The organism is Streptosporangium carneum, from assembly GCF_027922005.1.
Classification (GTDB): Bacteria; Actinomycetota; Actinomycetes; order Streptosporangiales; family Streptosporangiaceae; genus Streptosporangium; species Streptosporangium carneum.
On sequence record NZ_BSEV01000020.1, the window covers coordinates 1 to 16424 of the forward strand.

12 protein-coding genes and 1 pseudogene are annotated in these 16424 nt (G+C 68.0%); 3 read left to right on the forward strand and 10 right to left on the reverse strand.

Annotated features, from left to right (window positions below; translation table 11 throughout):
- From PKF00_RS31425 to PKF00_RS31440, 4 genes and pseudogenes are all read right to left on the reverse strand, one after another.
- Nucleotides 1-580 (reverse strand): annotated as a pseudogene (locus tag PKF00_RS31425) (trypsin-like serine peptidase); the annotation flags it as partial.
- Nucleotides 581-1055: 475 nt separating this feature from the next.
- On the reverse strand, nucleotides 1056-2225 hold the full coding sequence (locus PKF00_RS31430; RefSeq protein WP_271221315.1) for a trypsin-like serine peptidase: 1170 nt from the start codon (nucleotides 2223-2225) through the stop codon (nucleotides 1056-1058).
- A gap of 131 nt (nucleotides 2226-2356) precedes the next feature.
- Entirely contained in the window at nucleotides 2357-3529 is a 1173-nt protein-coding gene (locus PKF00_RS31435) for a trypsin-like serine peptidase (RefSeq protein WP_271221316.1), read from the reverse strand.
- Nucleotides 3530-3766: 237 nt separating this feature from the next.
- The gene (locus PKF00_RS31440) at nucleotides 3767-5347 is read right to left on the reverse strand and encodes a trypsin-like serine peptidase (protein ID WP_271221317.1); all 1581 of its coding nucleotides are present in this window, start codon (nucleotides 5345-5347) and stop codon (nucleotides 3767-3769) included.
- Between the two features lie 318 nt (nucleotides 5348-5665).
- On the opposite strand from PKF00_RS31440, the gene PKF00_RS31445 reads away from it, so the two are divergent.
- The 3 genes from PKF00_RS31445 (at nucleotide 5666) to PKF00_RS31455 (ending at nucleotide 8868) form a co-directional block, all read left to right on the forward strand.
- Nucleotides 5666-6190 carry an SSI family serine proteinase inhibitor gene (locus PKF00_RS31445; RefSeq protein WP_271221318.1) on the forward strand — a complete coding sequence of 175 codons (525 nt, stop codon included), beginning with the start codon at nucleotides 5666-5668 and terminating at the stop codon, nucleotides 6188-6190.
- Between the two features lie 703 nt (nucleotides 6191-6893).
- Nucleotides 6894-7808, forward strand: a complete 915-nt coding sequence (locus PKF00_RS31450; RefSeq protein ID WP_271221319.1) for a hypothetical protein — start codon at nucleotides 6894-6896, stop codon at nucleotides 7806-7808.
- A gap of 97 nt (nucleotides 7809-7905) precedes the next feature.
- Entirely contained in the window at nucleotides 7906-8868 is a 963-nt protein-coding gene (locus tag PKF00_RS31455; protein ID WP_271221320.1) for a zinc-binding dehydrogenase, read from the forward strand.
- Between the two features lie 110 nt (nucleotides 8869-8978).
- Here PKF00_RS31455 and PKF00_RS31460 read toward each other — a convergent pair whose 3' ends face one another.
- The 6 genes from PKF00_RS31460 to PKF00_RS31485 form a co-directional block, all read right to left on the reverse strand.
- Nucleotides 8979-9710, reverse strand: a complete 732-nt coding sequence (locus tag PKF00_RS31460; RefSeq protein ID WP_271221321.1) for a PadR family transcriptional regulator — start codon at nucleotides 9708-9710, stop codon at nucleotides 8979-8981.
- Complete coding sequence (locus tag PKF00_RS31465; protein ID WP_271221322.1) at nucleotides 9707-10507, reverse strand: DUF4097 family beta strand repeat-containing protein; 801 nt, start codon at nucleotides 10505-10507, stop codon at nucleotides 9707-9709. Before PKF00_RS31465 ends, PKF00_RS31460 begins: the two co-directional genes overlap by 4 nt.
- 68 nt (nucleotides 10508-10575) lie before the next feature.
- On the reverse strand, nucleotides 10576-10752 hold the full coding sequence (locus PKF00_RS31470) for a DUF6104 family protein (protein WP_271221323.1): 177 nt from the start codon (nucleotides 10750-10752) through the stop codon (nucleotides 10576-10578).
- 74 nt (nucleotides 10753-10826) lie between these two features.
- Nucleotides 10827-14501 (reverse strand): multifunctional oxoglutarate decarboxylase/oxoglutarate dehydrogenase thiamine pyrophosphate-binding subunit/dihydrolipoyllysine-residue succinyltransferase subunit, encoded by a 3675-nt coding sequence (locus tag PKF00_RS31475; RefSeq protein WP_271221324.1) that lies wholly within the window; start codon nucleotides 14499-14501, stop codon nucleotides 10827-10829.
- Nucleotides 14502-14671: 170 nt separating this feature from the next.
- On the reverse strand, nucleotides 14672-15337 hold the full coding sequence (locus PKF00_RS31480; protein ID WP_271221325.1) for a B3/B4 domain-containing protein: 666 nt from the start codon (nucleotides 15335-15337) through the stop codon (nucleotides 14672-14674).
- A 60-nt stretch (nucleotides 15338-15397) separates the two neighbouring features.
- Nucleotides 15398-16291, reverse strand: coding sequence for a glutathione S-transferase family protein (locus tag PKF00_RS31485; RefSeq protein ID WP_271221326.1), 894 nt, complete (start codon nucleotides 16289-16291; stop codon nucleotides 15398-15400).
- Nucleotides 16292-16424: the final 133 nt, after the last annotated feature.

The window sequence follows — 16424 nt, forward strand, 5'->3', positions numbered from 1 at the left end:
CCTCGTAGACGTCGAAGTCGTAGTGCGTCCACGCGGTCTTGCCGACGTAGATGCCGTACGGGGTCTTGCCCTGGTAGTAACCCGGGACGAACACCCACTTGTCAAGGACGTTGTGGGAGTCGCCGACGCCCTCGGTGTCGTAGACGTTGTGGGCGGCGGTGATCACCAGGTTGCGGTACTTCGACTGGATCGAAACACCCGAGGCCCACTTGGCCTCGCCCTTCTTGTTCACCCAGAACACCTTGCCGATGTTCTTCGGCAGGTTGATGTTCTTGACCTTGGCGGCGACGACCTTCTCCTCGCCGATCGGGGCCACGACACCGGGCTTGCCGTCGGGGGAGTAACCGCCACCGGACTTCCAGGAGGTGGGGGCGGCGTCGTGGTAGTAGGCCGTGGCGCTCTTCAGAGCGGCGTTGTTGGACGCGCTCCAGTACTGCGCGACCGAGGTGGCCTGCGCGTTGTTGGCGGCCAGCGGGTCGGTCGCCCAGTCGGGGGCGGCCTGGGCGGTGCCAGCCAGACCAGCGGCCAGCAGACCGGAGGCGAGAACGGCGCCACCGGCCGGGAGGAGGATGCGCTTCAAGGGAACTCCTTGGTCTGACCTGGAACGCTCTTGCGTCCCAGGCGTCAGTAAAGGGATGACGGAAACATACAGGGGCGATCTTCGTAAGCGGAAGCTGTTCCGTTCGGTAAACCGACTGGTCAACCTCTCCTGGACCGCTCCAGGAGAGGCTTTGTGGGTGGTGCTCCTGTTGCCTGCGTGAGGCGTATATCCTGTTTTTGCAGATCGCAATGCTTTGGGTCGATGAAGTGACAACCTTCGGTGGGACGGCCCAACAAAGATCATCAATTTTTCGTGTGATGCAGATCACAGTTTTCGATGGCACCAAATCGCCGCGAGCTACGTCTAACGGGCTTGCTGTCAACCCGTAGTGGAATTCGGATCTACCGGTAAACCGGACAAAAACGACGTGGGGCCCGGCGGATGCCGGGCCCCACGGGGTGAAGCGGTGAAAACAGGGGGCGAAGCCCCTCTTCGGTCTCCGAGGAGGCCGGTGCTACTTGTACAGCTCGCCGTTCGGGCCGACGATCTTGCCGGACCAGACGTTGGCGGCCTTCTTGTAGATGTCGGCGGTCTCGCCGTCGAAGTAGGCCGAAGTGATCAGGTCGTAGCGGCCGTTCTTGTCCTGGTCACCGAAGAGGCTGGTGACACCGTTGACGTAGCCCAGACGCTTGGCGTTGCTGTACCTGACGAGCCAGGGGCCGCCGTCGGCGCCCGGGGTGAGGGAGCCCTTGAGGCCCACGTGCTCCTCGACCTTCTCGGCGGCCGAGACGTAGACCTTGCCGGAGGTCTTGCCGTACACCCACTTGGGCGTGACACCGGTGTACGGCTTGTCGCCGTCGGGGTGCGGGGCCTCGGGGTAGCCGAAGACGTACACGCCCTGGCCGGTCCTCTGGTTCCAGGTGAAGCCCTGGCCGCCGACGTTGTCACCGAGGCGACCGGCGTCCTTCGACAGGCCGATGAAGTAGTGGCCGCCCTCGGTCCACTTGGGCCCGCTGAAGTTCTTGTACTCCGACTGGGTGACCTGCTTCTTGCCGTTGTTGAGAACGCCGTTGTAGACGGTCACGAACGCGTAGTCGCGGTCGTAGTCCTCGTAGACGTCGAAGTCGTAGTGCGTCCAGGCGACCTTGCCGACGTAGACGCCGTAGGGCGCCTTGCCCTGGTAGTAGGCCGGGACGAAGACCCACTTGTCGAGGACCTTGGGGTCGCCCATGCCCGCGGTGTCGTAGACGTTGTGGGCGGCGGTGACGACCAGGTTGCGGTACTTCGACTGCACCGAGGTGGCCGAGGCCCACTTGGGCCGGCCGCTGGCGTCGACCCAGAACACCTTGCCGATGGTCCTGGGGAGGTTGATGTTCTTGACGATGGCCGGGGTGGCCTTCTCCTCGCCGATCGGCACCACGGAGCCGGGCTTGCCGTCGGGGGAGTAACCGCCGCCGGACTTCCAGCTGGGCGGAGTGCTGTCGTGGTAGTAGGCGGTGGCCTTCTTCAGGGCGGCGTTGTTGGACTCGGTCCAGAAGTCGACGATCGAGACCGCTGCGGCGTTGTTGACCGCCATCGGGTCGGTCGCCCAGTCCGGTGCGGCCTGGGCGGTACCGGCCAGACCGGCGGCCAGCAGACCGGCGGAGGCGACGGTGCCGACGACGGGAAGGAGGATGCGCTTCAAGACTGCTCCTTGCGCTGCAACAGGTACAGGCATTGGAATCACGGGACGCCAAAGAACCTATGCAGGATGTATGGGATGGAAGTTCATATAGGGCGCCCTTAAGCCTCTTTTAAGGCATGTATAAGGCGCCCTTAAGGTGAAGTGGCGCGCTGACGCTCGGCGTACTCGTAGACGAGGTAGGTCGACTGGGTGAAGTACGGCGAGGAGATGCGGTCGTACTTCTTGTCGGTGTCGGTGTCCCAGGCGAAGCTGTTGACGCCGTTCAGATAGCCGAGACCGTGCTGAGGGTCGTAGTTGATCAGCCAGGGCCCGCCGCTCGCCCCGCCGGTGAACGTGCAGCCCAGTGAGACGCCCGCCTCGACCAGGCGAGTGGGCGCCTTCGTCCGGTAGGTCCGCCCGTCGCACCACAGCATCTTCTGGCCGTCGTACGGCCTGCTGCCGTCGATGTGCGGAGCCGCGGGATAGCCGAAGGCGAAGACGGACAGCCCGAAGCCGCGGCTGACCATCAGGCCCTGCCCGCCGACGTTGTCCTCGAGGCTGCCGACGGACTCCATCTCGTAGGTGTTCGGAGCCTTGCCCGGCTTCCAGACGAACCCGTCGTGCACCGTGACGAACGCGTAGTCGTAGTCGTAGTCGCCCCTGCCCGTGAAGTTCTCGTGCAGGTTGAGCGAGTGGCCGACGTAGATGCCGTAGGGCGTCTTGCCCTGGTTGTAGCCGGGGATGAAGATCCAGTACTCGGCGCGCTTGCCCTGTTTGGCGTCGTAGGCGCAGTGTCCGGCGGTGGCGACCAGGTTGTGGTTCCTGGAGGCGACCGCGGAGGCGGAGCACCAGTACTCCTTGTCGCCGATCTTGAAGAACACCTTGCCCACGGTGCCGGGCCGTGGGTCGGCCGACGCCTGCTTCTTCGTCGGCAGGGTGGGCTTGACGACGGGCGAGGTCCGTCTGGCGGTGCTGTAGGAGGCGGCCGTTGTCGCCGTCGCGTCGCCGGTCGTGGCGGTGGGCTTCGGGGAGACCGGAGCGGAGGAGGCGGTGCTGCCGTCGCTGGGCTTGACCTCGGGCGTGGCGGGGTTGTTGTCCTGGGCCCGCTTGAGCCTGGCGGGGCTCCAGTACTCCGCGACCTGCTTCATGTCCGCCGCGTTCTTGGTGAGCGTGATGGACGTGATGCTGCTGGCCGTGGAGCTCCAGGCGTCCGCGTCGCGGGCGCCGGCGGCGCTCGCGCCCCCGGCGAACGCGGACATCGCGAACACACCGGCGGCCACGAGGGCTCCCAGTGTGGTCGTCAACCGCCGTACGCGGGGGGACATGAAGGGGGTTCCCTTCTCAGGTCAAGAGGTGGAAGAGGGACGTAAGGGGTGATTTTTCCAGATCAACTTGGTTTTGGGCAGCTTAGTTGGATGATCTACTTTGACGCCGCTACTGGAAAATTGTGCACTGCTACCGGAAAAGCATGCACCCCGGGCCATAAGCACCCCGTCAAGCCGTGGGAAGACCCCCCTGACGACGGGGCGGAGAGGCCTTCCCACGCGCGTGACGCCCTTACCCTAGGCCGGAAGCTTCCCGGTCCAGAGGTTGGCGGCGTGCTTGTAGATGCCGTAGGTCTCACCGTTGAAGTACGGGGTGGTGACCCGGTCGTAGCGGCTGTTCTTGTCGCTGTCGAGCGTGAGGCTCACGACACCGTTGAGGTAACCGGTCCGCTTGCTGCTCTTGTACTGCAGCAGGAACGGGCCGCCGCTGGCGCCCGGGGTGAAGGCGCACTTGATGGCCTGCTGCTCCTCGGCCTTGAACTGCGAGACGACGGGAGCGGCGCCCGTGGTGCCGTAGCACCACTTCATGGTGTGGCCACTGTAGGGCTTGTCGCCGTCCAGGTGCGCGGAGGCGGGGTAGCCGAACGCGAAGACCTTCTTGCCCGTCTTCTGGTTCCAGGTGAAGCCCTGGCCGCCGACGTTGTCGCCGAGACGGCCCGCGTCGGCCAGGAGCACCACGTAGAACTTCGTGTAGAAGTACAGCTCCTTCGCCGTGGTCTTGACCCACCTCTTCACGAAGTACTGGGTCTTGTACCAGGCGATCTCGGTGCCGTTGACGTCCTTGGTGGCCTCGAGTTTGCCGAGGAACTTTCCGTCGCCCTTGTCCTTGAGCAGCTCCCTGTACTGCTCCTGGCTGATGGCGACCTTGCCCTTGTCGTCGCTGAAGCGCTCGAACTTGGCGTTGTTGTCCAGACCGCTGGGCGCGGCCTTGTAGGTGCCCTCGGTGACCTCGACGGCGGTCAGCTTGACGCCGCCGCGGCCGTCCTTGACGTACTCCTCGATGTACTTCTCCGCGTCGGCGGGCTTGCCGATCGTCGCCACATCCGGGTCGGCCGACTTCTTCCAGTACGGCCCCTTCTCGCCGTACCGGTCGATGCCCTTCTCGTACTCGGCCTTGGAGATCTCCTTGTCCTCGGTGTACTTGAAGCCCTTCGCGGCCTCGTACTCCGAGACGGTGACCTCCTTGACACCGGTCTGCTTGATGCCGTTGAAGACGTTGACGAACGCGTAGTCGTAGTCGTAGTCCTCGTAGACGTCGAAGTCGTAGTGGACGTTGACCTTCGAGCCGACGTAGATGCCCCAGGGAGCCTTGCCCTGGTAGTAGCCGGGGATGAACACGAAGTTGCTGTAGGGCTTGTTCGTGTCGGTGTCGTACACGCAGTGGCCCGCGGTGGCGACCAGGTTGCGGTACTTCGACTGCACCGAGGTGCCGGAGCACCAGCGCTCCTGGCCCTTGTCGTCGAGGAAGAAGACCTTGCCGACGGTGGTGGGGAGGTTCAGGTTCTTGGACCTGCCCGCGGTCTTGCCCTCCTCGCCGGTGGGGGCGACGGTGCCGGCCTTGCCGTCGGCGGCGGCCCTGGAGGCGCCGGTCCTCAGCTTGGCGGAGACGGTGCCCTCAGAGGTGTACGTCTTGGCCGACTTCAGCTTGGAGGGGGTCCAGTAGCCCGCGATGGCCTTCGCGGTGCCGGAGGAGGCCAGCGTGACCGTCTTGAGGTCGGGGGCCGCCTGGGCGGAGGTTGCGAGGGTTGCGCTGATCATGGAGGTGGCCGCGACGGCACCGCCGAGGGGGAGGATCAGGCGCTTTGCTCGGGAGTTCAATCTAGCTCCTTCTTTGTCATGGGTCACTCGGGACGCAACCCACGCATGCGTAAAGAGACAAGTGGAGACCGTACTAGGCAAAGAACGGTTAAAGCTCTACAAATCGGGCAGAGGTTGAGACCGATATCATTTCGTTACCAAACGGGCGGAACCGAACGTCCAAGATCCACGTCTGATCTACCCGTCATCGGCGGCTGTTCGGGATGCGGGCCGCACACGGCCATGAGCTGCGAAAACGCGAGAGTCGGTCGTTGCCGGAGCGGGGCGCGTGCGGGAGGCTGAGCGGCACTCGGCGTCACGCGAAAATCGGGGGATTCCTTGCGACGTCTTCTCTGCCTGGCCGCTGCCGGGTTCCTGCTCATGTCCGGCACGGCCGCCGCCGCCACACCGCCGCCGCCCCGCGATCCCGACCCGATCGTGGACAAGCCGATCTGGACGCGGCCTCCCTACCCGGGGGAGCCCGTCCCGATCACGCCCATCCCGATCAGGCCGATCGGGGTCAAGCCTCCTTTCAGGGTCAGGGCGCTCGTGCTGACCTTCGCCTACGGTGAGAGCCCGGTTCCCGTGGCCCGGCACGCCCTGCTCGAGTGCGACCCGCCGCGCGGCACCCATCCGGACCCCGTCGCCGCGTGCGAGGCGTTGATCCTCGCCCACGGGGATCCGGCCAGGCTGGAACCGCTGCCCGGTGTGAGGTGCACCGAGCAGTACGACCCGGTCACGGTGACCGCGACCGGCACCTGGGACGGCCGGTTCATCCGCTTCGAGCAGACCTACGGCAACGGATGCCAGCTGTACGTCGCGACCGGGCCGGTCTTCTCCTTCAGGGGCCGTCCCCGGAGCTGACCCGCTTTCGGAACGGTCCCGCGGCGAAGGGGCCCGGTCGTGGAACCGGGCCCCTCGTCGTGTCGTCGGCCGCCCGAATGGCCTGTGCGGGCGGTCGGCGACACGGCGCCACTTCATGGTGTGCCCGGTGAGGGGGCTGTCCCCGTCGGGGTGCGAGCTCACGGGGCAGCCGAAGAAGAAGACCTTGCTCCTGCCTTTCCGGTCCTCGCCGGGAAACGCTCAGAACGCTACTGAACGGACCACGGAGCCGACGAGCGAACGACGTGAAAAGTCTGGGCCGGTTCCATTCGATGCGATCCCGTTATTTGAACAACCGGCGGTCGTGATTTATCGAGTAAGTGTTTCCGCAGGTGGAGCTGTCTGCGACGTCGACCCTGAGGTGTCTTGGACAACACGGGTAGCATCGGTTACCAGATATTTCTCGCGTAACAAAGACAACTCCGGAAACCGCGTCCGGCGACCCTCCCGCCGGTCGGACCCGCGCCGCACGCGGCCGGTCGCGAAGAATCACCGGCGTTTCCCGAAGGCGTCGTCCCGCGCGGCGGGGATTCCAGGGGGCGACGGGCCCGTCCCGTCGGGGCGGGCGGCGAACGTCGCGATGTGGTGACACATCGGTTCTGATTCGTGATCGGCTTGCCCTGGGCGCGGAGGGTGGAGTAGCTCGAAGATGAGCGAAAACCGTATTCCGTGAAGGCAGCTGAACGTGCACGGGGATCCGAACGACGTCATCGAGGCCGGAGGGCCCCCCGGTCCCCGGCGTTGGATCGCGGTCGCGGTGCTGGCCGCGATCGTGGCCGTCCCGGTCGTCAGTCTGCTGGTCGGCCGCGACCCCGACCCGCCGTCGAGCCTCCCCGCCCCGGCGTCCACGCCTGACGCCGCTCCGGCGACCTCCGCGGCCGTCGTCGACGCCCCGGTCAACGTGCTCCATCCCAAGCCGAGACGTAAGGGGGACCGGGACGTCCTGGACGTCGTCTTCCCCGACGGCTCGAAGGCCGAGATCGACTACCCCGCCGAGCTGGACCTGGCCGGACAGGGAGTGCGGCCCGCGCTCGGCGGCTGGCTCGAAGGCTACTTCAGCCTGTTCCGCCAGCTGACCGTGCCGCTGGGCGGCGCCGCGGAGGTCGCGCAGGGCAGGCCGATGATCAGGCGGCTGGCCGGTCGCGCCACCCTCTGGCAGCCCATGAGCCGGCAGGAGGGGCAGGCCGTGATGTTCGACTTCGACCCCTGGCACGTCACACTGCGCGACCACAAGGACGGCATGACCTATGAGCAGCGGCTCCTGTGGGCGGAGAGGCTGCGCGGCAGAACCACCAAGAACGGCTACCTCGTGCTGGACGCCGCCTCTCCCGTACGGCTGGCGGAGCCGGGCCAGGTCTTCAGGGGCGAGCTGGCCGGGCCCCGGCTCTGGTTCGGCGGGGCGGTCGAACGCGGGGAGCCGGTGCTGGTCCTCGCGCCCGCGCCGCGCTGCGACGTCGAGGCGATCGGTGTCCCGGAGATCGACCAGGGACCGGGCTTCTCCACCGAGACCTGTGAGAACGGGGTGTACATGGCCGCCTCTGGCGAGCGCGGAAGCGTAGAGCGGATGATCGCCGATGTGAAGGTCAGGATGACGCGGTAGGACAGATCCCCGCGAAGGGGAGGGAGGTCACGGGACGCGGCCTCCCGGAACGGGAACCGCCTCTGATCCGTCGCGGCCGAGGGCGTAGGGTGCGGCCATGTTCGCCGTAACCGCCACGCGGATCGATCCCGAAACCCCGCTCGCCGGGCTCACGCTCGGACAGCGCCCCGAACCCGAGGCGCCGGACGACTGGACCGTCGTCACGGTGAGGGCCGCCTCGCTCAACCACCACGACCTGTGGACCCTGAAGGGCGTGGGCATCCGTCAGGAAAGGCTGCCGATCGTCCTCGGCTGCGACGCCGCCGGGCTCGACGAGAACGGCGAGGAGGTCATCGTGCACTCGGTGATCGGCAGCGGCGCCGACGAGACGCTCGACCCCGGGCGGTCCCTGCTGTCGGAGGTCCACGACGGCACGCTCGCCGAGCGGGTGGCCGTGCCTCGGCGGAACCTGGTGCGCAAACCCGCCGCGCTCAGCTTCGAGGAGGCGGCCTGCCTGCCGACCGCGTGGCTGACCGCCTACCGGATGCTGTTCGACAAGGCGGGGCTGGAGCCGGGCTCGACCGTGCTGGTCCAGGGGGCGGGCGGTGGCGTCGCCACGGCGCTGATCGTCCTGGGCAGGGCGGGCGGCTATCGCGTCTGGGTCACCAGCCGCTCGGAGGAGAAGCGGGCCCGCGCCCTCGCCCTCGGCGCGGACCAGGCCTTCGAAAGCGGCGCCCGGCTGCCCGAGCGGGTCGACGCGGTGATGGAGACCGTCGGCCAGGCCACCTGGGACCACTCGCTGAAGGCGCTGCGTCCCGGAGGCCGGATCGTCATATCCGGAGCGACCAGCGGCGCCGTGCCGCCCGCCGACCTGAACCGGGTCTTCTTCCTGCAGCTGTCCGTCGTCGGGTCGACCATGGGCACCCGCGACCAGCTGGCCAGGCTGGCCCGCTTCCTGGAGCAGACCGGTGCTCGTCCGGTGATCGACCGGGTGCTCCCGCTGGCCGAGGCCCGCGAGGGGTTCGCGGCCATGAGCGAGGGCGACGTCTTCGGAAAGATCGTCTTCACCGTGACGGGCTGAGCCGGGCACGTCCCCGGCTCATGCGGCGGACGGTTCCCGGCCGTCCGCCGTCCGCCCCGCCACGACAGGGCGGCCGCGCCGGCTCAGGACTCCCCGTCCGGGAGGGGGTTTCACCGCAGCGCGTCGCGGATGCGCCGGGCGGCGTCGTAGAGCGCGTCCTGCGCCGTGGCGAGTGTCTCCTCGGTCACCTGGCGGGCCGCGGCGTCCTCACGGACCTCCTGGACGAACTCGACCAGCATCTGTCCGAGTTCGGCGTCGCCGGCCCGTGACCCGGGGCCCGTGAAGGTCTCCGCCCACACGCGTTTCCAGTCGTGCTTCCACTCCTGGGTCTGGCGCTGCCACTCGCGCTTCTGCCGTTGCCACTCGGCCTTCTGGCGGTGCCATTCGGCCTTCTGCTCCCGCCAGGCCTCGCGCTGCTCGTGTCTGGCCTGCTGCTGCTCCTGCTTGGCGCCCTGGCGCACGTCGCGCGCCATCTGGGTGAGCTCGTCACGCAGCGACTTGACCGTGTCGCGGACGTCCTCCTTGACCTCGCGGGCGATGTCGCGCACCGAGTCGGAGATCTCCTGTTCGAGGTCGGCGAGCTCGTCGACCCTGGCCTCAAGCTCCTCGCGGCCCTGGTCGGTGAGGGTGAAGACCTTCTTGCCGTCCACCACCTCGTGGGTGACCAGGCCCTCCTCCTCGAGGCGGGCCAGACGCGGGTAGATCGTTCCGGGTGAGGGCGAGTAGACGCCGAGGAAGCGGTCCTGGAGCAGCCGGATCACCTCGTAGCCGTGGCGGGGGCTCTCCTGGAGCAGCTTGAGGAGGTAGAGGCGCAGCCGCCCGTGACCGAAGACCGGGCTCATGCCTGTTCTCCTTTCAGTAGTGTGACGTCCGCCGAGACGGTGGTCGCCGACAACGAGGCCATCCCTCCGCCGATCCGGCCGGACAGCGTCTTCAGCACGCCGGCCTGACTGTTACGGCTCAGCTCGGTGAAGGCGCTGTCGAGCCTGCCGGAGGTGGAACGGATGGTGACGTCGCTTTCGACCGTGTGCGGCAGCCGGAGCACGATCTCGCCGGAGATGCTGTTCAGCGTCACGTGACCGGTCGGCGGAAGCTCGAGGTCGGCGGTGATCCGCCCGGAGACGGTGGTGGCCTGCAGGCGGTGGGGCGTGCCCTGGGCCACGGTCAGCTCACCCGAGACGCTCTTGAAGGACAGGTCGCCGACCAGGCCTCGGCTCTCGACGTCGCCGGAGACGGTGTTGGCGTGGATCTCGCCGCTCACCCCGTCGAGCACGATCTCGCCGGAGACGCTCTTGACCGAGGTACGGCCCTCGAAGCCGGCCACGACGGCCGACGCGGAGACCACTCCCGCCCTGACCGGGCACTCCTTCGGCACGGTCAGTGTCAGCGTGGTCTCCCTGCGGCCGGGCCGAAGCCAGTCGAGCAGGCCGTCCCAGGACAGGTCCTCGTAGGAGATGGTGAGCGTGCCGTCGTCGTCGTGGGTGACGATCAGCGGGGGCGAGCCGACCTGGGTGACCTCGAGGGTGGGCGGTCCCTCGCTGGCCAGCACCGCGAGTCTGCCCGCCACGATCCGCACGTTGAGCTTGCGCACCGCGTCGAAGGTGAGCTGTTCCGGTTTCTCGATCGTCCACTGCCGCATGTCGTGACCTCCTTCTGAGAACACGATATGTCGCGTTAGGTGGAACGGTCAAGATATATCGCGTTTGGTCAGTCGTCCTCGTCGTCGAGGCGGGCCAGCCAGGTCGCCAGCCGTTCGACCGGGATCTCGAACTCGGGGTTGAGGTCGACGAACTCGCGCAACCGCTCGGCCAGCCAGGTGACGGTGACCTCTTCCTCGCCGCGACGCGTGACGAGCTCCTCGATGCCCCGATCGGTGAAGTACATCGTTCTCCTTCATCAACGGGGAAGTCCCCCACAGAGGTTCCTGCGGGGGACTTCCCGGTCGTGCTGTGTGTTTCCTACCGGCCGTAGATCTCGCCCAGGATCTGCTGCTGCAGCTCCACCTCGTGCGCGGAGTGCGAACCGGTCGCCGGGGAGGAGTTCGCCTTGCGGGAGACCCTCCTGATCGGGCGTCCGCCGAACACGTCGGGGTGCTCGGCCATCTTCAGCGCCAGGAACGGCCACGGGCCCATGTTGGCCGGTTCGTCCTGCGCCCAGATCAGCTCGATGTTGTCGCCGTAGCGTGCCAGCTCGGCCGCGAGCGGGTTCGTCGGGAACGGGTAGAGCCGCTCCAGACGGACGATCGCCACATCGGTCCTGCCCTGCTTGTCACGGGCGGCGGCGAGGTCGTAGTAGACCTTGCCGGAGCAGAGCACGACCTTGCGGACCTCGGCCGGGTTCACCGTGGTGTCGCCGAGCACCGGCCTGAAGGAGCCCGAGGTGAACTCGCTGACCGCGGAGGTGGCCGCCTTGTGCCGCAGCAGCGACTTGGGCGTGAACACCACCAGCGGACGGTGCCGGTTCGACTTCGTCTGCCAGCGCAGCAGGTGGAAGTAGTTCGCGGGCAGAGTGGGCTGGGCCACGGTCATGTTGTCCTGGGCGCACATCTGCAGGAAGCGCTCGATGCGGGCCGAGGAGTGGTCGGGACCCTGACCCTCGTAGCCGTGCGGCAGCAGCAGGGTGACGCCGGAGCGCTGGCCCCACTTCTGCTCGCCCGCGGTGATGTACTCGTCGATGACGGACTGGGCGCCGTTGACGAAGTCGCCGAACTGCGCCTCCCAGGCGACCAGGGCGTCGGGACGCTCCACGCTGTAGCCGTACTCGAAGCCGAGCGCGGCGTACTCGCTGAGCAGCGAGTCGTAGACGTAGAACTTCGTGGTGCCCTGGTTGAACGTCTTGAGCGGGGTGTGCTCCGCGCCGGTGACGCGGTCGACCAGGACGGCGTGCCGCTGGGTGAAGGTGCCTCGCCGGGAGTCCTGGCCGACCAGACGGACCGGGTGGCCGTCGATCAGCAGCGACCCGAAGGCCAGGGTCTCGCCCATGCCCCAGTCGATCTTGTCTTCGGCCACCATCTGGCCCCGGCGCTGGAGCACCGGCAGCAGACGCGGGTGGGCGGTGAAGCCCTCCGGCAGGTTGAGCTGCGTCTCCACGATCCGCTTGACGGTCTCCTCGGAGATGCCCGTCGGGGTGTCCTCGTGGGACCAGGGGATGGACTCCATGTCGACCGGCCGGGCGAACTCGCCGGTCGGCTCCTTGGCGGCCACCCTGGTCTCGGCGAAGGCGTTCTCCAGCTTGGCCTGGTAGTCGCGCAGCGCGCTCTCGGCCTCCTCGACCGTGATGTCGCCCCGGCCGATCAGAGCCTCGGTGTACAGCTTGCGGATCGAGCGCTTGGCGTCGATCAGGTCGTACATCAGCGGCTGGGTGAAGGCCGGGTTGTCGGTCTCGTTGTGACCGCGGCGCCGGTAGCAGATCAGGTCGATCACGACGTCCTTGCGGAACGCCTGGCGGTACTCGAACGCCAGACGGCCGACCCGGACCACGGCCTCGGGGTCGTCCCCGTTGACGTGGAAGATCGGGGCCTGGATCATCCGGGCCACGTCGGTGGCGTACACGCTGGAGCGGGAGCTCGCCGGGCTCGTGGTGAAGCCGACCTGGTTGTTGACCACGATGTGCACGGTGCCGCCGGTGCGGTAGCCGCGCAGCTGCGACAGGTTCAGGGTCTCCGCGACCACGCCCTGGCCCGCGAAGGCCGCGTCGCCGTGGACGAGCACGGGCAGGACGGTGAAGCCCTCCTCGCCGCGCTCGAGGAGGTCCTGCTTGGCGCGGACCACGCCCTCGAGGACCGGGTCGACCGTCTCCAGGTGGGAGGGGTTGGCCACGACCGAGGCCTTGAGCTTGGAGCCGTCAGGGGAGACGAAGTCGCCGCTGGCGCCCAGGTGGTACTTCACGTCGCCGGATCCGTGGGCGCTGCGCGGGTCGATGTTGCCCTCGAACTCGCCGAAGATCTGGCCGTAGGACTTGCCCACGATGTTGGCCAGCACGTTCAGGCGGCCGCGGTGGGCCATGCCGATGACGGCCTCGTCGAGGTCGTCCTCGGCGGCGGCCGACAGCACCGAGTCGAGCAGCGGGATCAGGGACTCGCCGCCCTCGAGCGAGAAGCGCTTCTGGCCGACGAACTTGGTCTGCAGGAACGTCTCGAACGCCTCGGCGGTGTTGAGCCGCTCCAGGACGCGCAGCTGCTCCTCGCGGTCGGGCTTGGCGTGGGGCCGCTCGACGCGCGCCTGGATCCAGGCGCGCTCCTCGGGGTTCTGCATGTGCATGTACTCCACGCCGATGGTGCGGCAGTAGGAGTCACGCAGCACGCCGAGGATCTCGCGCAGCTTCATCAGGGGACGGCCGCCGAAGCCGCCGGTGGCGAACTCGCGCTCCAGGTCCCACAGGGTCAGCCCGTGCGACTTGATGTCGAGGTCGGGGTGCTTGCGCTGCTTGTACTCCAGCGGGTCGGTGTCGGCCATCAGGTGGCCGCGGACCCGGAAGGCGTGGATCAGCTCGATGACCCTGGCCGACTTCGCCACGTCGTCGTCGTGCGTGGCCGAGATGTCCTGGACCCAGCGGACCGGCTCGTAGGGGATCCGCAGGGCCTCGAAGATCTCGTCGTAGAAGCCGTCCTCGCCCAGGAGCAGCCGGTGGATCTGCCGCAGGAAGTCGCCCGACTGGGCGCCCTGGATGATCCGGTGGTCGTAGGTGCTGGTGAGCGTCATGACCTTGCTCACCGCCAGGCGGGAGAGCGTCTCCGGGGAGGCGCCCTGGTACTCGGCGGGGTACTCCATCGCGCCGACGCCGATGATCGTGCCCTGTCCCGGCATCAGGCGCGGCACCGAGTGGACGGTGCCGATGGTGCCCGGGTTGGTCAGCGAGATCGTGGTGCCGCCGAAGTCCTCGACGGTGAGCTTGCCGGCCCTGGCCTTGCGCACGATGTCCTCGTAGGCGACCCAGAACTGGCGGAAGTCCATGTCCTCGGAGGCCTTGATCGAGGGCACCAGCAGCTGCCGGGTGCCGTCGCTCTTGGCGACGTCGATGGCCAGGCCCAGGTTGACGTGCTCGGGCTTGACCAGCGCGGGCTTGCCGTCGACCTCCGCGTAGGAGTGGTTCATCTCCGGCAGGACCTTGAGGGCCTTGATGACCGCGTAACCGATCAGGTGCGTGAACGACACCTTGCCGCCGCGTCCCCGCGACAGGTGGTTGTTGATCACGATGCGGTTGTCGATGAGCAGCTTCGCCGGGACCGCGCGCACGCTGGTCGCCGTCGGCACCACGAGGCTGGCCTCCATGTTGGCCACCGTACGGGCGGCCGCGCCACGGAGTCGGACTTCCTCGGCACCGGCGGACAACTGCGTCTCCTGCTTGGGGTGTTCGGCCGGTGCTGCCTTGGGCTTCGGCGCGGGGGTTGCCGGTTTGGCCGCCGGAGTCGCCGGGGCCGCAGCGGAGGTCGGGGGTGGGGGCGCGGCGGTGGCCGCCCCCGGGGGCGCGGCACGGCCGGCCCCCGAATCAGGGCTGTAATCCGCGAAGAAATTCCACCAGGCACGGTCCACCGACTCGGGGTCCTGGAGGTACTTCTGGTACAGCTCGTCGACAAGCCATTCGTTCTGACCAAAGGCTGCCAGCGGGTTTGTCCGCGACGACTCAGACGACACGGCGGAAATCGCCCTCTTCCGCAGATCGGCGTTGATGATAGAGAACCTGTCCAAGGCTACTCGCCTGGACCCGGACCTGCGCCACTCTGACCGCAGCTCCCCGCCTGATCCTCTCAGGACAGTTCAAAACGGTCACCCCCGGGGGGTCCATATGGGTGATGTGAACCTGGTCATTCGGTCCCGACGAGCCTGGACTCGATCCTGACCTCCGGGCTGATGCCCCCCAGCAGCCCGGCCAGTTCCTCTCCCGCGGCGCGCAGTTCCTCCAGCGACATGGGCGCGAGCCGCTCGAGCAGGAACAGCGCGTCGACGGTCTCCTCGGTGATCCGGGTCCGTACGCACTGCCGCCAGTTCCACCGCCTGCAGGTGACGCCCCTGTCGTCCCGCCAGACCACCTCGCCGACCTCGGGGTGGTCGATCGCGGGCTCGCCCTTGTCCGTCACCTCGAAGGGCTCGTCCCCTTCCGCGCGGACCAGCCTCGCCGCCCCCTCGTAGTGGCCCAGGTCCTCGCCGCCGATCGGCAGGCCGTGCCTGACGCTGATCGAGTTGTAGGCGTCGACCACCAGGTTGATCTCCGGCAGCGGCATCCGCCTGACGAGGGCGTCCACCGACGGCCTCGTCCGCTGGGGCTTGGCCCCGAACGCCCGGTAGGCCTCCCGCCACGCCTCGACCTTCGGGTCGTCGGCCCTCACCGCCGTCTCGGCCGCCTCGGCCAGCCAGGCCCTGGACCTGTCGTCGGTCGGTCCGTTGCGCAGGCCGCGCACGCCCATGGCCAGGACCGCGAAGTCCGGCCTGAGCGCGCTGACGGCGGGGTCCACCCAGATGTCCTCGATCACGGCCCTCAGTTTAGGTCGTCCGCGTGGCCGGGGGGCGTCCCGCCCGCACGGGGCCCGGCCTCACGGCGCCGTCCAGTCGATCTCGGGTCCCCGGGGGACGATCCCGCTCGGATTGACGTTCCTCTGGGTGACGAAGTAGTGCCGCTTGATCTGGTCGAAGTCGGTGGTGTCACGGAAGGCGGGCAGGGCGTACAGGCGGCGGGCGTAGGCCCACAGGGCCGGGTAGTCGACCAGCCGCCTGACGGAGCACTTGAAGTGGGAGTGGTAGACCGCGTCGAACCTGGCGAGCGTCGGGTACAGCCGCACGTCGCTCTCGGTGAGCGCGTCGCCGTGCAGGTGGGCGCGCCGGGCCAGCCGTTCCTCCAGCAGGTCGAGTGTGGCGAAGACGGCGGTCACCGCCTCGTCGTAGGCCCCCTGCGAGGTGGCGAACCCCGCGCGGTAGACGCCGTTGTTGAGCCCGTCGAAGATCACCTCGTTCAGGGCGTCGATCTCCTCGCGGAGCGAGGACGGGTAGAGGTCGGGCGCGCCCTCCGCGTGCCACGGCGCGAAGGCGCTCTCCAGGGTGAGCGTGATCTGGGGGTAGTCGTTGGTGACCAGGCGTCCCGCCGTGACGTCCCAGACGCAGGGCACGGTGTGGCGGCCCTCGTAGCCGGGGTCGGTCGCGAGGTACAGCTCCGAGAGGTACTCCACGCCGGTGACGGGGTCGCCCCCGGGGACGCGCCAGCCCTTCTCGTCCCTGATGGGGTCGACGATCGTCACGCCGACGACGTCCTGGAGGCCGAGGAGCTCGCGCACGATGAGCGAGCGGTGCGCCCACGGGCAGGCGTAGGAGGCGTAGAGGTGGTAGCGCCCCGGCTCGGGAGGGTGCTCGCCGCCCTGCTCGATCCGCGCGGTGAACCGGTTCGGCTGTCGGACGAAGCGCCCTGCGGAGGAGATCTCGCTTCCCAGCTTCATGTCTCGACCGTACGGGATCGGGGGCGGAACATGGTTCGGTTCCCGGGCCGGTCTCGGCGGCGCTCGACCGGGTCTCCCGGGTAACCCCTGGTGGGAGGCCCTCACATATTTTCGCCCCACTGTTTCATGTAAA

Coding starts and splice junctions, on each gene's coding strand:
- PKF00_RS31485 (WP_271221326.1), bottom strand. CDS start 16,291: ATGAAGCTGGGAAGCGAGATCTCCTCCGCAGGGCGCTTCGTCCGACAG.
- PKF00_RS31460 (WP_271221321.1), bottom strand. CDS start 9,710: ATGAGCCCGGTCTTCGGTCACGGGCGGCTGCGCCTCTACCTCCTCAAG.
- PKF00_RS31465 (WP_271221322.1), bottom strand. CDS start 10,507: ATGCGGCAGTGGACGATCGAGAAACCGGAACAGCTCACCTTCGACGCG.
- PKF00_RS31470 (WP_271221323.1), bottom strand. CDS start 10,752: ATGTACTTCACCGATCGGGGCATCGAGGAGCTCGTCACGCGTCGCGGC.
- PKF00_RS31455 (WP_271221320.1), top strand. CDS start 7,906: ATGTTCGCCGTAACCGCCACGCGGATCGATCCCGAAACCCCGCTCGCC.
- PKF00_RS31435 (WP_271221316.1), bottom strand. CDS start 3,529: ATGTCCCCCCGCGTACGGCGGTTGACGACCACACTGGGAGCCCTCGTG.